We start from the raw sequence: 19889 nt of genomic DNA, 5'->3' as shown, positions 1-19889 counted from the left end.
CGCGTCCGGAGCAACACTCTTACTCCTCAAGCAGGTTAGGAACCTTTCCTAACTATCGCGACGACCCTCTCCTGCCCGGTGCGCGCTCCCGTGCCCGGCGCCGTACCCCACAACCGACGAGGAGTTGGAAGATGCCACGACCCGTGAAGACGAGGACGAGGAGGCTGGCGGCCTGTACGGTCGCCGCCTGCGCGTCCTTCGGCCTGCTGGCGACCGCGGGCGGCGGAACGGCCGACGCCGCCACCGCCCCGGCGCACCCGTTCCCCGCGCACACCGCGTACAAGGTGGGCGTGCTGCCCTCCGCGACGCAGACCACCCGCGACGCGGCGGTGAAGAAGGCGTACGACTCCTGGAAGAGCGCCTACCTGGTCAAGGGCTGCGCCTCCAACGAGTACTACGTCTCGACCAAGGGCGACGACGACGCCCCGCACAACGGCACGGTCTCCGAGGCCCAGGGCTACGGCATGAACATCGTGCCCCTGATGGCCGGTTACGACAGCGACGCCAAGGCCGAGTTCGACGGCCTGTGGCAGCTCGTCAAGGACCACAAGGACGCCGACGGTCTCATGCAGTGGCAACTCGACGGCAAGACCTGCGAGTACACCGACAGCGGCACCCCGGACTCGGCCACCGACGGCGACCTCGACATCGGCTACGGCCTGATCCTCGCCGACAAGCAGTGGGGCGGCTACACAGCGGACGCCAAGGCGTGGCTCGCCTCCTTCTACGCCCACGACGTCGCGCCCGACGGCCACCTCAAGTGCGAGGACGACGGCCCCACCACGGACACCCGTCCGTCCGACATGATGCTCGACCACCTGCGCGCCTTCGCCGCCTACGACACCGCGCACGACTGGAACAAGGTCGTCACCCGCACCGAGGCCGTGATCAGCGAGTTCACCGCGGGCTACTCCTCGTCCGCCGGACTGCTCTCCGACTTCGTCGTCAACGCCAACACCACCAGCCCCAAGCCCGCCCCCGCCGACTACCAGGAGGACCAGCCGGACAACATCGTCGGCTACAACTCCCTGCGCGTGCCCTGGCACTTGGGCACCGACGCCCTGGTCAACGGCTCCTCGACCGCCGCCGTGGCCTACGGCGCGGCGAAGAAGGAGTCCGCCTGCCTGAAGTCGCTGTCCGGCGGCAACCCGGCCAAGGTCCAGCCGCACATCAAGCTCAACTGCGCCAACGGCAACGTCTCGGGCGACACCGAGGCGGAGGAGGCCGGGGACTCGGCCGGTCCCGCCGCCATGGCCTCCGGCGACCAGGCGTGGACCGACGCGATCTGGAAGCAGCTCGCCTCCAACCCCTTCGAGGACGCCTACTACGGCGAGACCATCAAGATGCTCGTGTACATCGTGATGGCGGGCGACTACTGGAGCCCGGCCGCATGAGCCGCCTGCGTACCCCGCGCGGCGCGGCCGTCCTGTGCGCCCTCGTCCTGGCCGTCATGGCCGCGCTCGTCGGCGCGACCCCGTACGCCTCGGCCGCCTCGAAGTCCCCCGCGGCGGCGGCCGCCACCGACCGGCAGGCGTTCCTCACCTTCTACGGCTGGTACGACAACACCCCGCCCGGCGGCGACATCTCCTACCCCGGCCTGCACGACACGGCCGGCGGCACCGGGACCTACGCCGACCCGATCACCTTCGCCTCGTCCACCAAGGAGATACCGGCGGGCACGCGGATCTGGGTGCCAAGGGTCGGCAAGTACTTCGTGATGGAGGACTCCTGCGAGGAGTGCGGCGCCGACTGGAGCGGCCACGGCCCCAACGGCGGCCCGAATCTGTACCACTTCGACCTCTGGCTCGGCGGCCAGGGCGGCAACGCCTTCGACGCCATCGACTGCGAGGACGCGCTGACCCACTACAACGACGACAGCACTCCGGTGCTCGAATCCGTCGTCGTGGACCCGCCATCCAACGAGCCGTACGACGCCACGCCCGTCTTCAACACCAAGACCGGCGCCTGTTACGGCGGAGCCCGGCCGACCACCACCGTCGGCCAGTACAAGAACGTCTCCACCGGGCAGTGCCTGGACAATCCGGGGAACAGCTCGGCCAGCGGCACCAAGCTGGACACGGCGGCCTGCACCGGCTCCGCAGCGCAGGCGTTCACCTTCCACGGCGCCTTCCTGATCAGCAACAATCTCTGCGCGACCCTGTCCGGCTCGTCGATCACACTCAGAGCCTGCGACGGCGGCCCGAACCAGCAGTGGTCGGTCAACCCGAATCTCACCGTCTCCGACATCCAGACCGGGCAGAAGTGCTTCCGGGCGAGCGGCTCGACGCTCACCGCCGGAAGCTGCTCCGGGGCCGCGAGCCAGTGGAACTTCACCCCCTCCGGCGGCACGGGACCGCCACCGGGCGGCGGTGACACCCTGCTCTCGCAGGGCAGGTCCGCCACCGCCTCCTCCACCGAATCCACCGCCTACCCCGCGAGCAAGGCGGTCGACGGCGACCTCACCTCCACCCGCTGGGCCAGCAAGGAAGGCTCCGACCCGCAGTGGATCCGGGTCGACCTGGGCACGAGCGCGCACATCAGCCGGGTGAAGCTGAGCTGGGAGGCCGCCTACGCCAAGAGCTACACCGTCCAGACCTCCCCGGACGGCGCCGCCTGGACCACGGTCTACTCCACCACCGCGGGCAAGGGCGGCACCGAGGACCTGACGGGCCTCACCGGCACCGGCCGCTACGTCCGCGTCAACGGCACGGCGCGCGGTACGGCGTACGGCTACTCGCTCTACGAGGTCCAGGTGTACGGCGCCACGCCCTGACCCCCGGTCACGGCGCCACCTCCTGATCCTGCTCGTCTCGACGGCCCCGCCGGCGGCCGGCGGCCATCGCGCCGTCGGCCGCTGCCGTGTCCGCCACCTCCTCGCCGACCGCCGTGTCTGCCGTCCCTGCCGTGTCCTCAGCGTTCCTGGTGTCCTCCGGGCGCTCGTCCTGGTCGATCGAGCGGATGCCGGGCACCGGCGACGGCAGTAGCCACAGCACGGACAGCGCCCCGCCGACCGCCGCGACCAGCAGGGTCGTACGCAGCCCGAGGAAGGTCGCGAGCACGCCGCCGACGACTGCGCCGAGCGGACGGATGCCGTAGTTGACCGTGGCGTACGCGCCGGAGACCCGGCTGCGCATCCCGTCGGGGATCACGGACGCCTGAAGGGAGTTGAGGTTGACGTCGAAGAGCATGACACCGAGGCCGGAAAGGAACTCGGTGCCGGTCAGCGCCACGGCGCCGACCCACGGCGGCCCGTCGGCGACCGCCACCAGCGCGATCGGCGCGGGGAAGAGCACCGCGCCGATCGCGATGCTGCGCCCCATCCCGATCCACCGCGAGATCCGCGGCGCCAGGACCGCGCCGAGCAGCGCGCCCGTGGAACCGATGCCGAAGGCCAGGCCGATGAAGCCCGCCGACAGACCGAGGCTCCTGGTGGCGAAGAGCACCATCAGACCGCTGCCGGAGACGAAGGTGAAGAAGTTGACGGTGGTCGAGGTGCCGAGCCCGGCCCGCAGCACCGGGTGCCGTACGACGAACGCCAGCCCCTCCTTCGCCCGCCGCAGCAGCGGCGCGTCCCGCGCGCCCGCGGCGACCGGCGGCTCGTCGATCCTGATCCGCCCGATCAGCACGGCCGAGGCGAGGAAGGACAGCGCGTCGACCACGACGGCCACCGGCGCGGTCAGCGCCTGCACGAGCGCGCCGCCCACGGCAGGACCCGCGACATACGACGCGGACCGGCTCGCGCTGAGCTTGCTGTTCGCGTCCACATACGACGAGCGCGGCACGAGGTGCGCGAAGAACGGGGGATAGGAGGTGTTGAACAGCACCTCGGCGGCGCCGATCAGCAGCGCCACCGCGTAGAGCTGACCGAGCGTCACCGCCCCCGCCAGGTACGCGACGGGCAGCGACAGCAGCACCCCGGCGCGGATCAGATCCGCGGCCACCATCAGGCCGCGCTTGCGGGCCTGGTGGTCGACCCACGCGCCCAGGACGATCGCCAGCAGATTCGGTGTCCAGATCAGCGCGGTCAGCCACGCCACCTGGTTGGCGGAGGCGTGCAGCGCGCTCACCGCGATCAGCGGCAGGGCCAGTTCGCTGATCCGGTCGCCGAACTGCGAGACGCTCTGGCCGGCCCAGAAGCGGACGAAGCGGCGGTCGCGTGCCACGGATATCGGGGGCGGCCGCGTCGCTGCGGCGGTCACCGGGTGCCGCCGCCGTCGCCGCCGTCGCCGTCGTCGTCCTTACGCGCGGCCGTACGCGTACCGGTATCCGTATACGAGTCCGGGCCCGGTGCGCGGCCCTGTGCCTCAACCTCAGCCGGAACTTCACCCTCACCTTGAGGTTCACCTTCAGGGAGCGTGTAGCGCAGCAGGCGTACGGAGCGGGCGGCGGCCGGGCGGTCCGCCGCGTCCCGCGTCACATAGGGCGCGAGCACGCGCTCGATCCCGTCCTCGATGGCGGCGGCCTCCTCGGGCGTCACCATGACGCGCGTGTTGGCGAGTCCCGAGAGCCGCCGCCACGCGGGATCGAGGCCGGGCTCCACGGTGGCCGCCCAGCGGGCCGGCAGATCGGCGGAGCGCAGGAACATCTCACGCGAGAGCAGCCGCGCCGCCGAGCGGCCCTCCTCGTCCCCGTCGTCCTCCGGCACCTCGAAGCGGAAGCCGCGCGCGACCGCCTGCCACCGCCGCTCACGCCGGTCCCGTCGCCCGTCGCCCCCGGCGTCCGGATCGGGGTCCGCGTCCCGGACGAGCCCGAAGCCCGCGAGATGCCGCAGATGCCAGCTCGTCACCGAAGGCGTCGCCCCGACGCGGGGTGCGAGCACGGTGGCCGTCGCGGGCCCGTTGCGTTGCAGGTGCTCCAGGATCGCCAACCGCACCGGATGCGCGAGCGCGCGCATCGCCTTGGGGTCGGTGATCTCGATGTCTCCCAAACGGTTACCCAGTTCCATGGCGTGAGAGTGTCCTCTCACAATGTATGAGAGTCAACTCTCACGCTTTTCGCGCTGCTTGTGGCGGCGCGCGGCGAGGTCCGCCGCGCGAGGAGACATGCCGGGTCAGGGGGATGCCGAATCAGGGCACCGCCGGGGCGTCGCGTACGGCGGTGGCGACCGTGCTCGTCGCCGTATCGGTCGGACCGGTCGCCCGACCCCGGGCTCAGCCGCCGCCCTTGACCGCCCAGGCGGGGTGCCCTTCCGTGGCCGCGTCGGTGCTGAGCCGCCGTTCGCCGGTGCCGTCGGCGCGGACCGCCCAGATCTCGGGAGTGGCGAGCGGGCCGCGGACGAAGGCCACCCACGCGCCGTCGGGAGACCAGTCGGGGTCCATCTCGTGGGCCGGGGTGGCGGCCAGCGGCCGGTCGCCGGTGCCGTCGGTGCCGACGAGGCGGATGTCGCCCTGCGTGCCCTTGCCGTAGTCGCCCGAGGTGTAGGCGAAGACCTTGCCGTCGGGGGACCAGACCGGGTCGAGGGCGGGCCGGGGCAGGTCGGTGATCCGCTGCGGGGCGGCGCCCGGCGTCGTCGGATCGACCATGTTGATCTGCCAGTTGCCCGGCCCCTTCTCGACGCAGATCGCGATACGGGTGCCGTCCGGTGACCAGGAAGGGTCCTCGATACGCGTGCTGCCGGTGGTCATCTGCTGGGCGGAGCCGTCCGCGACGTCCACGACGTAGAGCTGCTGGACGCCGCCGGTCTTGCGCAGCACGGCCAGTTTGCCGCCGTCGGGAGACCAGGAGACCCGGCCGCCCGAGGTCTCGGCGATTCGCTTGGTGCCGGTGCCGTCGGCGCCGACCGTCCACACCGAGGTGTCCTGGGCGGTCCTGCGGGTGAAGGCGACGGTCTTGCGGTCGGGCGACCACTTGGGGAGGAAGTCGCACGGGCTGCCCGACGCGAGCCGCTTGAGGCGGTCGGTCGTGCTGTCGCGCAGCGCGATGTAGGAGTGGCAGGTGGCGGGCCAGCCGGGGGCGGTGTCCACCCGGACCAGCAGCGGCACATCGGGGAACGGCGCCGGGGTCGGCGGCGCCGACGAGGCGGTCGTGGTGTGCCCGCCCGAGGGAGCGCCCGCGTTGTCGTCCTTCGCGGAGCCGGACGTCCACGGATGCCAGACCAGCGCCCCCGCGACGGCGGCGGCCACCACGACAAGACCCACGGCCGCGGTCCCCTTGCGCCGGTCGCGCGGCGGCCCCGACGGCGGACCGAAACCGGGCGTCGGGGTGGGCGTCGGCGGGCCGCCGTACCCCTGCCCCGGACCGTACGGGGACGCGAGCGGCGACGGCGAATTCCCCGCCGGGGGACCCGCGTAGGAGGCGGTCGGCTCGGACGCGGCGGCGGGCCCGGTGGCGTGGGGCGGGGGCGGGGGCGTCGAGACCGCGGGCGGTACGGCCTGCGGCACCACCTGCGTCAGCAGCGCCGTCGCCTCGGCGGGCAGCCAGTCGCCGTCCTCCGGGTGACGTACCGTCAGCCTGCTCAGGAACTCCGAAGGGGTGGGCCGCGCGGCGGCCTCCTTCGACAGACACGCCGCCACCAGCGCGCGCAGTTCGTCAGGTACCGCCCTGAGGTCCGGCGCCTCGTGAACGACCCGGTAGTGCCGGGCCGCTGACGGACCGTCACCGAAGGGCGCGCCTCCCGCCGCCTGGCTGAGCACCACGCCCATCGCGAACATGTCGACCGCCGCGGTGACCTGACCGCCGGTCAGCTGCTCGGGCGCGAGAAAGCCGGGGGTGCCGATCTGGAGCCCGGTCTGGGTGAGCGCCGTGCCGTCGAGGGCGCGGGCGATGCCGAAGTCGATGACGCGCGGGCCGTCCTCGGCCACGATGATGTTCGCGGGCTTGAAGTCGCGGTGGATCACCCCCGCCCGGTGGATCGCCTCCAGCGCCTCCGCCAGCCCGGCCGCCAGCACCGTGAGGGTGTCCGTCGGCAGCGCGCCGACATCGGCGAGCACGTCCGCCAGCGTGGGCCCCGGCACGAACGCTGTGACCAGCCAGGCCGGTTCGCCGTGCGGATCGGCGTCCACCACGGGCGCGGTGTGGAAGCCGCCGACCCGGCGCGCCGCCGCCACCTCGTCGGCGAAGCGGCGCCGGAATCCCGGCTCGGTGCTCAACTCGGGGCGTACGACCTTGACCGCCACCGCCCGGCCGGACCGCGACCGGCCGAAGTACACCACACCCATACCGCCTTGGCCGAGCCGGCCGGCCAGCCGGTATCTGCCGTCGCCCACGGAAGTGGGATCACCCGCTTCGAGCGGCTTCATGGTTCCCCCCATTCGCACCGTCCGCGCGGTGACGGGATCTCCCTACCGCCCCGCACGGGACCAGTCAAGCACCGCCCGGCGCGGGTCCGCCCACTCCTTCACTCCGGTCCTTCACCCGCCCTTCCCCGTGCGTACGCCGGGGGCTGCTTCCCTGGGCACATGGACCACATCACATTCCTTGTGGCACTGGTCATCGTCACGGCCCTGGCCTTCGACTTCACCAACGGTTTCCACGACACCGCCAACGCGATGGCCACGTCCATCGCCACGGGAGCGCTGCGGCCGAAGGTCGCCGTCCTGCTCAGCGGCGCGCTGAACCTGGCGGGCGCCTTCCTGTCGACGGAAGTCGCGAAGACGATCTCCGGCGGCATCGTCGACGACGCGCTGGTGACCCCCGGCATGATCTTCGCGGGCCTGGTGGGCGCCGTCCTCTGGAATCTCATGACCTGGCTGCTCGGACTGCCGTCCAGTTCCTCGCACGCGCTCTTCGGCGGCCTGATCGGCGCCGTGTGGGTCGGTGCGGGCCGGCACGGCGTCCACTTCGGCAAGGTCGTCGAGAAGATCCTCATCCCCGCCGTGGCCTCGCCTGTCGTGGCCGGGCTCGCGGCGCTCGCCGCGACGTACCTCGCCTACCGGCTCACCGGCCGGGCCCGTAAGGACACCGTCTCCAAGGGCTTCAGGATCGGCCAGATCGCCTCCGCCTCGCTGGTCTCGCTGGCGCACGGCACCAACGACGCGCAGAAGACGATGGGCGTCATCACCCTCGCGCTGATCTCCTGCGGAGCGCTCGGCCACGACGCCGGTCCGCCGGTCTGGGTGATCCTCGCCGCCGGCCTTGCCATCGCGCTCGGCACGTACCTGGGCGGCTGGCGGATCATCCGCACCATGGGCAAGGGCCTGGTCGACATCGAGTCGCCGCAGGGCTTCGCCGCGGAGTCGGCGTCCACCGCGGTCATCCTGTCCTCCGCGAATCTGGGCTTCGCCCTGTCCACCACGCAGGTCTGCTCCGGCGGCATCCTCGGCGCGGGCATGGGACGCAAGCTCGCCGAGGTCCGCTGGGGCACCGCGGGCCGGATGGCGCTCGCCTGGCTGGTGACGCTGCCCTCGGCCGCGGCGGTCGGCGCGGTGGCCGCGAGCGTCGTCGTGCACGGCGGCACGCCGGGCGTCGTGGTGATCGCGCTGATCGCCGTCGCGGTGGCGGGCGGCATCGTCGTCCTCTCGCGCCGCAACCCGGTCCACGCCGACAATGTGAACCACGGCCACACCACCTCCGTCCGTCCCCCCGCGCCCGCCGGCGCGGGCGTCTGAGCGGCGACGCCACCGGAATCACCGGCATCATCGGGGAAAAGGGGAACAGCAGTATGAGTGTGGACTGGAACGCGCTGGGCGAGGTGGCCGCGGTGAGCTTCGGCGTCACCGTCGGCGTGGTCGTGGTCTTCGCGGTCGGGGTGCTCGCGCTCTCCGCCCGCGACACCGTACGGGCGTCGGGCGGCAGCGGCACGGGACAGTTCGCGGGCGCAGGGGCGTGTTTCCTGGCGTGCGCGTGCGCGGTGCTCTACGGGCTGTATCTGATCATTCCGCAGTTCCACTGAGGCCACCCGCGGTGGCTGAGGACCACCGGGTCCACTGACGGTTCCACCGGCGAAGGGCGGGCGAGCGATGAGCGCAGGCACCGACGGCTCCGCACTCCTTGCGGGCATGCATGTCGACTACACCGACCAGGACGACCCGGTCCTGGTCAGGGCGGACGGCAGCGTCGTCGACACCTGGCGGGAGAACTACCCGTACGACACGCGGATGGAGCGGCCCGAGTACGAACTGCACAAGCGGCTCCAGCAGATCGAACTGCTGAAACTCCAGAGCTGGGTGAAGGAGACCGGCCAGCGGCTGGTCATCGTCTTCGAGGGCCGGGACGCCGCGGGCAAGGGCGGCACCATCAAACGGTTCATCGAGCACCTGAACCCGCGCGGCGCACGGGTGATAGCCCTGGAGAAGCCGACCGAGCGCGAGAGCGGGCAGTGGTACTTCCAGCGGTACGTCGCCCACCTGCCGACCGCGGGCGAGATCGTGATGTTCGACCGCTCCTGGTACAACCGGGCGGGCGTCGAGCGGGTCATGGGTTTCTGCTCGGACGACGAGTACCACCGCTTCATGCGGCAGGCCCCGGCCTTCGAACGGATGCTGGTGGACGACGGCATCCACCTGGTGAAGTTCTGGTTCTCGGTCTCGCGCGACGAGCAGCGCACCCGGTTCACCATCCGGCAGGTCGACCCGGTGCGGCAGTGGAAGCTCAGCCCGATGGACCTCGCCTCACTCGACCGCTGGGACGACTACACCGCCGCCAAGGTGGCGATGTTCCGTGAGACGGACACCGCCTACGCGCCGTGGACGGTGGTCAAGAGCAACGACAAGAAGCGGGCGCGCGTCGAGGCCATGCGCAGCGTCCTCGCCCGCTTCGACTACGCGGACAGGGACGACGAGGTGGTCGGTACGCCCGACCCGCGCATCGTCGGCTCCGCGGCCACGCTGCTGGAGCGCGGTGAGGACACGCTCTGAAGCGCGGTGAGGAGACCGTCTGGATGACGGAGCTGGCCGCGACCCGGGAGGAGCGGCTGGGGCTGCTCAAGCGGACGGCGGAGGCCGGTCCGCGGGGTGAAGCGGGCGCGGGTGCGGGTCCGGGGGCGGGCACGGACGCACGTACTGGCACTGGCACCGGCACGGCTGCGGACGCGGGTCCGGAGCCCGGCGGTTCCTGACCGGAATCCCGTGCCCGCCCCGGCGCGTCACTCTCCGGTGAAGTGGCGACAGGCTCCTACGATGTGACGAAATGTCAGATTTCACCCCGTAGGAGCCTTCATGCTTCGCTTCTCGCGAGCCTGTGCCACCGGTCTCACCGCCCTCACGCTGTTGACCGCCCCCGTGGCCCAGGCCGTCGCGGCGGACAGCGTCGCCATGGCGCCCGCCGTCGCCCGACCCGCCATCACCGCCAAGGCGACGGTCAGCGCGATCAACGCATGGCAGCAGTTCCGGATCTACGGCGCGACCAAGAACATCAAGGTCGGCACGCGGGTGACGCTCCAGCAGATGCAGGGCAAGCGCTGGGTCTCGCTGCCCGCCTCGATGAACACCAACCACGACGCCACGTACAACCTGCGGGTCAAGCTGGGCATCAAGGGCCTCAACAACCTGCGCATCGTCGGCGGTGGCGGGATCTCCAACGTCGTCAAGGTCACGATCCGCTGACGCGGCGAACAGCGCGAACAGCGCGCAAGCCGCTCACGGCGCTCACGGCGTCAACAGCGCGAGCACCGCGTCAGCCGCGAGGACCGCGACAGCCGTAAGGCGTCGCGAGGCGTTCGGCCGCGGGTACGGAAGATGCGCTCCGGGCCCGCGGCCGTGCTCCCGCCGATCCCGCCGTTCCCGTCGCACGCGCCGCTCTCCTCACCGAGGTCACGCGGCGGTCGGCGGCAGCGACACCAGCGGTTCGTGGGCGATCACGGTCGCCTCGACGGGTGTCGGCAGCAAGGTCACCATCCGCACACGGGGGTTGTGGGCGGGGGAGGAGACCAGGGTGCGTACGCGGTACGGGGCACGGCCGCCCGGCGGGATCAGCAGCCGGACCTGACCGTCGTTGTGCAGCGCCATCCGTCCGCCCCGGCCGACCGTCTGCCACAACACGCCCAGCTCCGGATCGAGTTGCAGCTCCGCGACGATACGCCGCAGCTCCGGCTCTTCGCTGATCCCCGCCTCCAGCCTGAGCTGCCGCAGGTACGGCACCGCCCAACTCGCCTGCCAGTCCCCGCACAGGCGGCGCGCGTAGGGCGAGAAGAGGATGAAGCGCAGCAGATTCGCCGGTGGCCGCTGGCCCTCGGGCTCGAACAGGCCGCGCCAGGCCGCGTTGTCCTCGTGGATCCGCCACGTGCTGTCGAGAACGAGCGCGGGCACCTGGAGCGCGCGCAGGTACAGCCGCCAGCCGCTCATCGCCTCCAGGTCCGGCTGGGCCGGGCCGGTCGGCGCGAAGCCGCCGGTCACGATGAACCACAACTCGTCGCGCTGGTACGGGTCGAGGCCGAGGGTGCTCGCGAGGCTGTCCAGCCGGTGGACCGGCACCGGCCGGCCGCCGCCCTCCCAGTCCTGGTACAGCCGCGGCGAGATGTCCATCCGGTGCGCCACCGCCTGCTGGCTCAGCCCGGCGGGGCGGTGTCCCGTGTGCCCGCTGCCCGGCTCCGGCGGCCCCGCGTAATCCTTGCGGGCCTGCCGCAGAAACCCGCGGATGAGCGGGGTGGTGCTGTTCGAGCCGCGCGTCATGACCGTTCCCCCCGGATGCTCGGCCCGCGCCCGGACTGACCAGTGGCGTGCCCAGCCGCAGAATGCGCTTACCAGTCGATCGTGTTCGCTGGACGCATGGGGTGTCAACCGACTTGGCCGGCCCCCACCACCTGCGCAAACCCGTCCTCAGCGGTCGAATCCCGCCCTGCGTCAGTGGTCGGTCGCCGTCCGTGGCAACGCCGTTGACCTGCGACGACGTACCGACCAGTGGCAGTCGGCAAGCGCGCTCGCTACGCCGCCGCCACCATTGTCCAGTTGGGTCGCTGTCTCCTTTTGGACACCTCAGGTGGCCTGCGCGAAGCCGTTCACCGGGCATTACGTACTCGGGGGTTCGTAGCCAGCGGTTGTCGGGTGGGTAAAGATCGAGGTGTGGTCGGGTACGGCGCCGAAGGTGACTTCGGCCGGTGCGCGGCCTCGGGGGGAACGGCATGCCGTCGGCTCCGGGAGGGCTCGTGAACGTTCAGGCGTAGCGAGGGAGTTGTCGGCAGGCCGATCACCATCACGCGGAGGTCCCGCGTGCGCACCACCCGCCGCGGGCGACGGCCGGACCGCCGCGGCGACACGACTTCCGGCCCGTGGATCCCCCGAATGTCCGCGGGCCGGGGCTGCCGGAGGCGCACTCCACCTGGTGTGGAGGCCGCCGACGGCAGTCGGCGGGGGCACCACCTGGGCCTGGTGGCGCCCCCGCTGGTACGTCACGGCCGTCAGCGGGTCACCCCGGCCGGTCAGTTCAGCGGGTAGACCTTCATCAGGGCCGGGTCGCGGGCGAGTTTGAGACCCGCCTCGAAGCGGCTTGAGGCATTGAGGCGGTCCATCAGTTTGGCGACCGCGCGCTGGACCGTGCGGCGGTGCACGCCCATCTTCCGGGCGATCTGGTCGTCGCTCAGCCCGCTCGCCATCAGCCGGATGACCGTGCGCTCCTGGTCGTTGACCTCCGGGCCCTCGGCGGGTGCGGGCGGCGCGGCGAGGACGACGGGGGAGGCGCGCAGCCAGTAGTCCTCGTACAGCGCGGTGTAGCCCTTCAGGAGGGCGGAGCCGCGGATCAACAGCATGGACTCGCCCGGCCGTTCGGGGTCGCCGGGCACGCACGCGGTGTGCCGGTCGAAGAGCAGGATGTCGAAGGGGGAGTGCTCCAGGAGCCGCACCTCGACGCCGATGTCGAGCAACCGGTGCAGATACCAGGTGTACTTGGGGGAGCGCAGCAGCGACTCGGGGTAGATCACCCGGACCCGGATGCCGCGCGCGGTCAGCTTCGCGTCCTCGTCGAGCGACGCCTCCAGCGCCTCGGCCGGGGGCATCGGACCGGGGTGCATCGAGTCGCAGGCGTCCAGGACGGCGGCGTTGAGGTCCCGCACCGTACGCGTCCTGCGCTTGCGGTCGCCGAGCCGCTCCACCGCGACATCGGCCGAGTCACGGGCCACGGCCGGGCGGAAGACGGTCATCAGGGACTCGGTGACCCGGCGCAACGAGTGCGCGTCCCGCAGTTGCCTGGCGGTGTTCTCGTTGTAGGTGTCCATCGCGTGCGCCATGGCCGCGTCCGGGTCGACCGGTTCGACGACCGCGCCCACGATCCGGATCAGGCCCAGCTCGTCCAGCCGCCGCCAGCCGCCCGCGGATTCCGCGGCGTCCAGACCGGCCGCCTCCGCGACCTCCGCGATCCGTCCCTCGCCCATGTCGCGCAGGGTCCGGTAGAGCGTGAGCGCCGCCGCCTCGTCGCGCTGGAGGTGCGCCGCGGACACGGCCGGGTGGTCCGGCGGGACCGGTCCGCCTCTGGACGCGCGCAGCGTCACCGGGATCTCCTCCAACCGCGATCGGCAAACGGTGCGTGCCTCCGCCCGCGTGTACGGCTCGACACTCTATGACGCGACACCGGTGTTCGCAGGGGTGTTCGGGTGGGGCCGGTCGCTCATTGCGGACAACCCGTCACGGACCGCACGGCGAGGCATCCGCACATTGCGAACCCTTTACCCGCGCCGGTGCCGTCCGGGCCTTCAGGCGCCGTCGAAGGCGGCGAACGCCGGTCCGGGGTCGCGGAAGCGCAGCAGCAGCATCGCCGCGTCGTCGTGCAGCGGCCCCTCCGTGTGCTGCACCAGATCGGTCCGCAGCGCCTCCAACGCGGCTTCCGGATCCGGGTCCTTGAGGAAGTGCGCGCGCTGCCCCAGCGGATAGAAGGCGCCGGTGTGGTCGCGGGCCTCGGTGACACCGTCGGTGTAGAGCAGCATCTGGTCGCCGGGTCCGAAGGGGACGGCGAACGGCTCGGGAGCGTCACCGCCGTGCACGCCGAGCCCCAGCGGCATCGCGTACTGCGGCGGCTCGGGGAAGCACGCGCCGCCGTCCTGGCGCAGCACCATCGGCGCGGGATGGCCGAAGTTGAGGAGGGTCGCGCCGCGCTCCTCGCTGATCTCGGCGATGATCGCGGTGACGAATTTCTCGCCGCTCAGCGCCCGGTCGGCGGCCCGCTGCACCCGCTCGCCGACGCCCGTCAGGTCCCGTTCGTCGTGCGCGGCCTCACGGAAGGCGCCGAGCACCACGGCGGCGGTCTCCACCGCTTCGAGGCCCTTGCCCTGCACATCGCCGATGATCACTCGCACGCCGACCGGCGACGCGACGACCTCGTACAGATCGCCGCCTATGCGCGCCTCGGCGACGGCGGAGGTGTACGACACGGCCGTGCGCAGATGGCCCGCGCTGCGCGGTACGGGGCGCAGCAGGACGCGCTGGGCGACCTCCGCGATCGACCGTACGTTGGCGAATTCGGTCTCGCGGCGCTGGCGCATCACGGCGGCGATCACTCCGGCGACCGTCACGCCGATCACCGAGGCGAGGGCGCTGAAACCGCGCCGCTCCTCGAACAGGCCGTCGTAGACGCCCAGGGCGCACACGAGCGCGACGGCCAGGGCCCCGACCAGGGCGGTCCGCCGCCAGCCGCCGACCAGACCGGAGAAGGCGGGGCCGAGCGAGACCAGCGGCAGCAGGCCGACACTGGTCCCGACGCTCACGTCCACCACGGCGACCACGGCCATGAACACGTACGGCAGCGCGGTGAGCACCGGCGGTGTCCGCCCGGCGACCGACACCTGCGGCGAGAGGTCGGGGTGGGGCGTCGGGAGGCGGCGGCCGAAGGATATTCGTCGTGTCACGGCCACCTCCCTCTCCCCGGCTCAGGCTAGGCAGATGATCCGGGGCCGGAGGAACACACCCTACTCATTGTCACCTGTTCAGGGGACAACTCGCACCTGTGAACACCCTGAGATCTCCCGTCCCTCCCTTCCGGCGCGTCGCAGGTCTGTGCGGGTCCGGGGCGGCACCCACGGGCTGAGCGGAGGGCTCCCCGGCTCAGGCGGAGGTCTCCAGCAGCCGCCGCAGATCCTCGGCCATCCGCAGCGCCGCCGCGCGCCCGTCACCGCCGAGCGAGCCGCTGTCGGCGGGCCGCGCGCGGTCCACGACCACCCGCAGCGCCGCCGCCGCGTGCCGGGCGAAGAGCGCCAGCAGATCCAGTTCGTCCAGGCTCGACCTGGACTGCGGCACGGGATCGAGGACTTCCAGCACCCCCAGCACCCGGTCACCGTGCGTCAGCGGCGCGGCCATCAGCGAATCGGGCACGTACTCCGTGGACTCCGCGAAGTCCCGGTCGAAGGACGCGCTGTGCGACAGGTCGTCCACCACCATCGGCTCACCCGAGGAGACCACCCATCCCGCGATCCCGCTCTCGGCCGGGAAACGCCGCCCCACCAGGAAGCTCTCGCCCTGGCCCGAGACGGCCTGGAAGACCAGCTCGTGGCTCGACTCGTCCAGCAGGAACACCGAACTGGCCTGGGCGCCGAAGATGGCCCGTGCCGTGTCGACCACCGACTGCATCAACTCCTGCGACAGCGGATCCGTCGCTGTGTTGCTCTGTGTCACGAAGCACCCCTGATGCCCAGTTGGACGTTGGCCGCGGAAAGGTAGAGCGCGTTCTTGAGCTGGAAGGTCGTCATCCGGCGGTGCCGGGACAGAATGCGGGCGCAGAGCCCGGCGATGTACGGCGTGGCGAAGCTGTTGCCCGTCGTCCTGATCGTCGCCCCGCCGAGCCAGGCCACCTGGACGTTCTGGCCCGGTGCGAAGAACTCGACCGGCGGGCTCGGGTTGTACAGGTGCAGATCGGGATCGTCCTCCTGGTGGCTGCCCACCGAGATCACCGAGGCGAAGCGCCACGGGTAGCTCTCCACCGGAGTGTTGTGCGCGGAGGCGACGATCGCCGTCCCCCGGAAGTACGCCTCGTCGGCGAGGACCCGCAACTCCTCGGCGAACTGCGGCCTCGTCGTGGACAGGCTGAGATTGATCACGTCGAAGCCCTGCCGGATCGCCCAGCGCAGTCCCGCGAGCAGGACGTCGCCGGTCCCGCCGAACCCCTTGCCGAGCACCTGCACGCTGTACAGCTCGCAATCCGGCGCGGTCCTGCGGATGATGCCCGCGCAGGCCGTGCCGTGCCCGCAGGTGTCGGTCGCCGTCGTCTCGACCACGCTGGTGCCCGTCTCGTCCTTGCGCACCGTCCACGCGCCGTCGACCGGGCCGATCAGCGGATGGCCGTCCTCGACACCCGAGTCCACCACGCACACCCGCACCCCGGCGCCGCGCGCGTCGTCCCAGCTCCGGTCGAGCGCGGGCAGCTCGCCGTCGGCGGTGATCAGCACGTCCTCGGGGCGCTTGCCGCGCAGCGTCCAGGTGAGTCCGGGGCCGGCGCCGTGTTCGGCGGTTTTCATCAGCAGCCTTTCGCGTTCTGGCGTTGTCGCCTTCCGATGCGGTGGTGGCCCGAGAGGCCGGGGCGGGAGCGGACGGGCGCCGGTCGGCGCCCGCGGCTCCGGTGCCCCTGGTCCTGGCGCCTCACGGCGGACCCTCCCGCCATCGCACGGCGCGGCGCGCCCCCGGCACATGACCTTTGGCGCCGAAGTGCCGGGCGGCCTGCGCGGCGGCGCTCGCGGACTCCTCGGTACGGCCCGCCAGGCGCAGCACGTCGGCCCGGTCGAGCCAGGCCACCGCCAGGACGACGGGCGAGTCGGTGCCGGACGCGGTCCGCACCGCCCGCTCCGCCAGCGGTGCGGCCTCCTCGGCCGCGCCGCGCGCCGCGGCGATCCTGGCCAGCAGCCCGTCGAGGTCGGCGGCGTCCGAGGCGGCGAGTGCCGTGTGTCCGGGGTCCGGCGCGGTGGCCAGCCTGGCCGCGGCCTCGTCGTGACGGCCCGCGTCCACCAGCAGTCGCGCCGCGTCCCTGGCCACCGCGTCCCGCAGGGCCTCGGCCTGCAACTCCCGTGCTGCGCCGTCCGCTTCGTCCAGCAGACCGAGCGCCCGGCTCCCGTCGCCCGCCAGCGTCGCCACCGCCGCGGCGAACAGCGGCAGCACCACCCGGCCCTCGGCGTAACCGAGTTCACCGGCCAGCCGCTCCGCCCCGGCGAGACAGGCGTGCGCGTCGTCCCAGCGCTCCTGGAGCGCGAACAGCACGGCCAGCGGGCAGTTGAGGGTCAGCCGTACGGTGGGGCGACGGTCGCCGTGCTCCGCCAGCAGGCGGCGACTGCGCGAGACCGCCGAGGGCACCGGCTCGGGCCCGCGCCACAGCGAGACGCCGATCGCGCCCAGCGCCAGGGCCCGTTCGGGCTCGGCGCCCGAGCGGCGCGCGTGGTCCAGAGCGCGGGAGAGCAGGACATCGGCCTCGCCGTGCCTGCCGTGCAACTGCCGCTCCTGCGCCAGCCGGATGCACGCCCGTGCCTGCCCGAGGTCGTCGCCCGCACTCTCGAAGACCGGCAGCGTCCGCTGGGCGACGCTCCCCGCGCTGCTCCCGTCGGGGGCCGCCGACACCGCGGCCAGGGCGAGGTCGGCGTGCGCGGCCTCCACCGGCCGCACCGCGTCCCCCGGCGTGGCGTCCGCGGCGGCGAGCACGCGCAGCAGCAGCGCCCGGCCCTCGTCCGTCCGCCCGGTCGCCAGCAGCACGTCACCGAACCGCCGGGCCGCCGCGGCCCACTCCGGCTCGCCCTCGACGGTCAGCTCCACCGCCCGCTCCAGCAGCCCGCCCGCCCATGCCAGATCCGAGCGCGCGAGCGCCCTGGAACCGCCCTCGATCAGCAACGCGGCGGCCCGCAGGCGCAGTTCGTCCGTCTGCGGACCGAGCGTGCCCAACTCGGCGCGGTAGCGGTAGGCGCGCTCCAGGTGACCCGCCACGGCGGCGGCATCCTCGGCGCCGCGCGTACCGGGAGCCCCACCGCCGAACAGGACACCGCCGTACGGGGCGGCGCCTTCCCCCGCGCTCCCCGCCGCCGTGCCGCCGCCCGCCAGCCGCGCGGACAGCGCCGCCGCGGCCCGCTCGTGCCGCTCCGCCCTCGTCCGCTTGGCCATCGACTGATATGTGACCTCGTGCACGAGACCGCTGCTGAAGCGCAGCCGGTACGGGGAAGGCCCCTGCCGGTCCGCGGGCCGCAGCAGGCGGTGACTGCTGAGCATGCCGAGTGCCGCGCCGACCGCGCCGTCCAGCGCCGGGACGCCGGACCCGGTCTCCGCCGAGGGCGGGTCCGCGTCGTGCAGCGCGCCGCCGGGCGCGCCTTCCCGGTCCCCGCCCACCAGTTCGGCCACCTCGTCGGCGCTGAACTCCCGTCCCACCACGGCCGCGATGTCCAGCGCCGCGCGCTCCGCCCGGCCGAGCGCCCCGATCCGGGCGCCGAGCAGCGCCTGCAAGGTGGTCGGCACATCGCCTCCGCCGTCGGGGCGGTAGCCGGACTCGGGCTGCGCGAGAGCGGCGATGAGCTGTTCCAGATAGAACGGATTGCCGCCCGCGGACTCCAGCACCTGCGGCGGCACGCCCGTACCCCCCTCTTGGGACGGCGCCCCGCCGTCCCAGTGCGCCCCGACCTCGGTCAGCGCCTCGGCCACCGCCTCGGCCTCCGTCGCCGTCAGACCGGGCAGCGTCAAGGAGAGCGAGCGCGGGCCGCCCTCGCCCCAGCCTGCGCCGCGGTCGAGCAGATCGGGGCGGGCCGCGCAGACGAACAGCACAGCGGACGCGGTGAGTTCGGCGCTGAGCGCGCTGACCATCGTCAGCAGCGGGTCGCTCGCCCACTGGAGGTCGTCCAGCACCAGCACGACCGGCCGCCTGCGCGCGAGCGCGGCCAGCAGACCGGTCAGCGCCGCGCAGGTGTCGTCGGTCGACGGATTCGGTGTGCCGTCCTCCAGCAGCCCGGCCGACAGTACGGCCAGCGCCGCGTCGATCTCCTGGCGCTCGGGCGAGGGCTCTCCCGCGCGCGCCGGGGACTGGGCGATCTCCGGGAAGGCGTCCAGGAGTTGGCTCACGGCGTCGGCCAGCGGCGCCAGGCTGCCGCGTTCACCGTACGTGCGGCAGCGGCCCGAGCCGTAGCGGAAGGCGCGGCCCGACCGTTTGCGCCACTCGTGGATCAGCCGGGTCTTGCCCATGCCGGCCTCGCCGAGGACCGTCACCAGATTCGGGCCGCGCCCGGCGCGGTCCGCGACGGCGCGGAACGTCGCCCACAGAGCGTCCAGTTCACGGTCCCGGCCGACGAAGGGAACATCGAAGCGGCGGGTCAGCTCCGGCTCCTCCTCGACCACGTCCAGCAGCCGATAGGCGGTGACCGCGTCCTCCTTGCCCTTCAACCGCAAAGGGCCGACGCGCTCGGTGACCGCTGTCGCCCCCGCGGCCCTGCGGCTCTCGGGACCGATCAGGACCTCGCCCTCACCGGCGTTCTGCTCCAGCCGGGCCGCGACGTTCACCGTCTCGCCCGACACCAGCGCCTGACGGGACGACACATCCGAGGCCGTGACCACCGGGCCGGTGTTGATGCCGATCCGGACACCGATCCGAATGCCGAGCGTCGGCTCCAACTCCGTTTCGTTGAGCCGCTGTATGGCGTCGAGCATCGCCAGGCCCGCGGCCAGCGCCCGCGCCGCGTCGTCCTCGTGCGTCACCGGCACGCCGAAGACGGCCATCACCGCGTCGCCGATGAACTTCTCGACCGTGCCGCCGAACTGCTCCAGGCACTCGCGCATCAGGTCGAAATAGCGCAGCACCACCGTGCGCAGCGTCTCAGGGTCGAGCACACCGGACAGCGCCGTCGATCCGACGAGGTCGCAGAAGACGACGGAGACGACCTTGCGCTCCTCGACCGCCGTCACGGGTGCGGGGGAGTCGGCCGGTGTGCCGCAGGACGGGCAGAAGCGCGCGTCCTGCGGCAGGTCGCCGTCGCACGAGGCGCAGCGCGTGGTCATCTCGTCTCCCCGTCCCTTCCCCGTGTCTTCCCGATGGTGTGGACCCCGGTCTCTTCCCGATGGTGTGGACCCCGGTCGCGGGGA

General features: G+C 72.5%; 16 protein-coding genes. 7 read left to right on the top strand and 9 right to left on the bottom strand.

Features of this window, described 5'->3' with window-relative positions; genetic code table 11:
* The first annotated feature begins 131 nt into the window (after nucleotides 1-131).
* Nucleotides 132-1394, top strand: a complete 1263-nt coding sequence (locus ACIP4Z_RS27910; protein ID WP_401312666.1) for a glycosyl hydrolase family 8 — start codon at nucleotides 132-134, stop codon at nucleotides 1392-1394.
* Nucleotides 1391-2773 (top strand): discoidin domain-containing protein, encoded by a 1383-nt coding sequence (locus tag ACIP4Z_RS27905; protein WP_401312663.1) that lies wholly within the window; start codon nucleotides 1391-1393, stop codon nucleotides 2771-2773. Before ACIP4Z_RS27910 ends, ACIP4Z_RS27905 begins: the two co-directional genes overlap by 4 nt.
* A 7-nt stretch (nucleotides 2774-2780) precedes the next feature.
* On the opposite strand, the gene ACIP4Z_RS27900 is transcribed toward ACIP4Z_RS27905, so the two are convergent.
* From ACIP4Z_RS27900 to ACIP4Z_RS27890, 3 genes are all read right to left on the bottom strand, one after another.
* Nucleotides 2781-4163 (bottom strand): MFS transporter, encoded by a 1383-nt coding sequence (locus ACIP4Z_RS27900; protein WP_401312656.1) that lies wholly within the window; start codon nucleotides 4161-4163, stop codon nucleotides 2781-2783.
* Between the two features lie 32 nt (nucleotides 4164-4195).
* Nucleotides 4196-4945, bottom strand: a complete 750-nt coding sequence (locus ACIP4Z_RS27895) for an ArsR/SmtB family transcription factor (RefSeq protein WP_401312653.1) — start codon at nucleotides 4943-4945, stop codon at nucleotides 4196-4198.
* Between the two features lie 205 nt (nucleotides 4946-5150).
* The gene (locus ACIP4Z_RS27890) at nucleotides 5151-7238 is read right to left on the bottom strand and encodes a protein kinase (protein WP_401312651.1); all 2088 of its coding nucleotides are present in this window, start codon (nucleotides 7236-7238) and stop codon (nucleotides 5151-5153) included.
* A gap of 159 nt (nucleotides 7239-7397) precedes the next feature.
* On the opposite strand from ACIP4Z_RS27890, the gene ACIP4Z_RS27885 reads away from it, so the two are divergent.
* The 5 genes from ACIP4Z_RS27885 to ACIP4Z_RS27865 all read left to right on the top strand — a co-directional run bounded on the left by ACIP4Z_RS27885 (nucleotide 7398) and on the right by ACIP4Z_RS27865 (nucleotide 10481).
* On the top strand, nucleotides 7398-8546 hold the full coding sequence (locus tag ACIP4Z_RS27885; RefSeq protein WP_401312648.1) for an anion permease: 1149 nt from the start codon (nucleotides 7398-7400) through the stop codon (nucleotides 8544-8546).
* 53 nt (nucleotides 8547-8599) lie between these two features.
* The gene (locus ACIP4Z_RS27880; protein WP_355340829.1) at nucleotides 8600-8830 is read left to right on the top strand and encodes a hypothetical protein; all 231 of its coding nucleotides are present in this window, start codon (nucleotides 8600-8602) and stop codon (nucleotides 8828-8830) included.
* A gap of 67 nt (nucleotides 8831-8897) precedes the next feature.
* Entirely contained in the window at nucleotides 8898-9794 is an 897-nt protein-coding gene (gene ppk2 / locus ACIP4Z_RS27875) for a polyphosphate kinase 2 (protein ID WP_355340826.1), read from the top strand.
* Between the two features lie 23 nt (nucleotides 9795-9817).
* Nucleotides 9818-9994: a hypothetical protein gene (locus ACIP4Z_RS27870; RefSeq protein WP_401312645.1), complete on the top strand. Its 177-nt coding sequence runs from the start codon at nucleotides 9818-9820 to the stop codon at nucleotides 9992-9994.
* Between the two features lie 100 nt (nucleotides 9995-10094).
* Nucleotides 10095-10481: a hypothetical protein gene (locus tag ACIP4Z_RS27865; RefSeq protein WP_355340823.1), complete on the top strand. Its 387-nt coding sequence runs from the start codon at nucleotides 10095-10097 to the stop codon at nucleotides 10479-10481.
* Between the two features lie 207 nt (nucleotides 10482-10688).
* Here the strand turns inward: ACIP4Z_RS27865 and ACIP4Z_RS27860 are convergent, their stop codons facing one another.
* The 6 genes from ACIP4Z_RS27860 to ACIP4Z_RS27835 form a co-directional block, all read right to left on the bottom strand.
* The gene (locus ACIP4Z_RS27860) at nucleotides 10689-11546 is read right to left on the bottom strand and encodes a helix-turn-helix domain-containing protein (RefSeq protein ID WP_355340820.1); all 858 of its coding nucleotides are present in this window, start codon (nucleotides 11544-11546) and stop codon (nucleotides 10689-10691) included.
* Nucleotides 11547-12292: 746 nt separating this feature from the next.
* Complete coding sequence (locus ACIP4Z_RS27855) at nucleotides 12293-13357, bottom strand: LuxR C-terminal-related transcriptional regulator (RefSeq protein ID WP_391044894.1); 1065 nt, start codon at nucleotides 13355-13357, stop codon at nucleotides 12293-12295.
* 201 nt (nucleotides 13358-13558) lie between these two features.
* The gene (locus ACIP4Z_RS27850) at nucleotides 13559-14590 is read right to left on the bottom strand and encodes a PP2C family protein-serine/threonine phosphatase (protein WP_355341317.1); all 1032 of its coding nucleotides are present in this window, start codon (nucleotides 14588-14590) and stop codon (nucleotides 13559-13561) included.
* Between the two features lie 313 nt (nucleotides 14591-14903).
* Complete coding sequence (locus ACIP4Z_RS27845) at nucleotides 14904-15425, bottom strand: GAF domain-containing protein (RefSeq protein WP_188285584.1); 522 nt, start codon at nucleotides 15423-15425, stop codon at nucleotides 14904-14906.
* A 41-nt stretch (nucleotides 15426-15466) separates the two neighbouring features.
* Complete coding sequence (locus ACIP4Z_RS27840; protein ID WP_355340814.1) at nucleotides 15467-16309, bottom strand: S8 family serine peptidase; 843 nt, start codon at nucleotides 16307-16309, stop codon at nucleotides 15467-15469.
* Nucleotides 16310-16430: 121 nt separating this feature from the next.
* The gene (locus ACIP4Z_RS27835; protein ID WP_401312640.1) at nucleotides 16431-19805 is read right to left on the bottom strand and encodes an AAA family ATPase; all 3375 of its coding nucleotides are present in this window, start codon (nucleotides 19803-19805) and stop codon (nucleotides 16431-16433) included.
* Nucleotides 19806-19889: the final 84 nt, after the last annotated feature.

Source organism: Streptomyces sp. NPDC088910 (assembly GCF_044749865.1).
In the GTDB taxonomy this organism is placed as follows: Bacteria; Actinomycetota; Actinomycetes; order Streptomycetales; family Streptomycetaceae; genus Actinacidiphila.
This window is presented reverse-complemented; position numbering and strand designations above follow the sequence as displayed.

Excerpts from the sequence above, each read along its gene's own strand:
- ACIP4Z_RS27870 (WP_401312645.1), top strand. The coding sequence starts at position 9,818 with ATGACGGAGCTGGCCGCGACCCGGGAGGAGCGGCTGGGGCTGCTCAAG.
- ACIP4Z_RS27860 (WP_355340820.1), bottom strand. The coding sequence starts at position 11,546 with ATGACGCGCGGCTCGAACAGCACCACCCCGCTCATCCGCGGGTTTCTG.
- ACIP4Z_RS27880 (WP_355340829.1), top strand. The coding sequence starts at position 8,600 with ATGAGTGTGGACTGGAACGCGCTGGGCGAGGTGGCCGCGGTGAGCTTC.
- ACIP4Z_RS27845 (WP_188285584.1), bottom strand. The coding sequence starts at position 15,425 with ATGCAGTCGGTGGTCGACACGGCACGGGCCATCTTCGGCGCCCAGGCC.
- ACIP4Z_RS27890 (WP_401312651.1), bottom strand. The coding sequence starts at position 7,238 with ATGAAGCCGCTCGAAGCGGGTGATCCCACTTCCGTGGGCGACGGCAGA.
- ACIP4Z_RS27835 (WP_401312640.1), bottom strand. The coding sequence starts at position 19,805 with ATGACCACGCGCTGCGCCTCGTGCGACGGCGACCTGCCGCAGGACGCG.
- ppk2 (WP_355340826.1), top strand. The coding sequence starts at position 8,898 with ATGAGCGCAGGCACCGACGGCTCCGCACTCCTTGCGGGCATGCATGTC.
- ACIP4Z_RS27885 (WP_401312648.1), top strand. The coding sequence starts at position 7,398 with ATGGACCACATCACATTCCTTGTGGCACTGGTCATCGTCACGGCCCTG.
- ACIP4Z_RS27910 (WP_401312666.1), top strand. The coding sequence starts at position 132 with ATGCCACGACCCGTGAAGACGAGGACGAGGAGGCTGGCGGCCTGTACG.
- ACIP4Z_RS27865 (WP_355340823.1), top strand. The coding sequence starts at position 10,095 with ATGCTTCGCTTCTCGCGAGCCTGTGCCACCGGTCTCACCGCCCTCACG.
- ACIP4Z_RS27905 (WP_401312663.1), top strand. The coding sequence starts at position 1,391 with ATGAGCCGCCTGCGTACCCCGCGCGGCGCGGCCGTCCTGTGCGCCCTC.
- ACIP4Z_RS27850 (WP_355341317.1), bottom strand. The coding sequence starts at position 14,590 with ATGGCCGTGGTCGCCGTGGTGGACGTGAGCGTCGGGACCAGTGTCGGC.
- ACIP4Z_RS27840 (WP_355340814.1), bottom strand. The coding sequence starts at position 16,309 with ATGAAAACCGCCGAACACGGCGCCGGCCCCGGACTCACCTGGACGCTG.
- ACIP4Z_RS27895 (WP_401312653.1), bottom strand. The coding sequence starts at position 4,945 with ATGGAACTGGGTAACCGTTTGGGAGACATCGAGATCACCGACCCCAAG.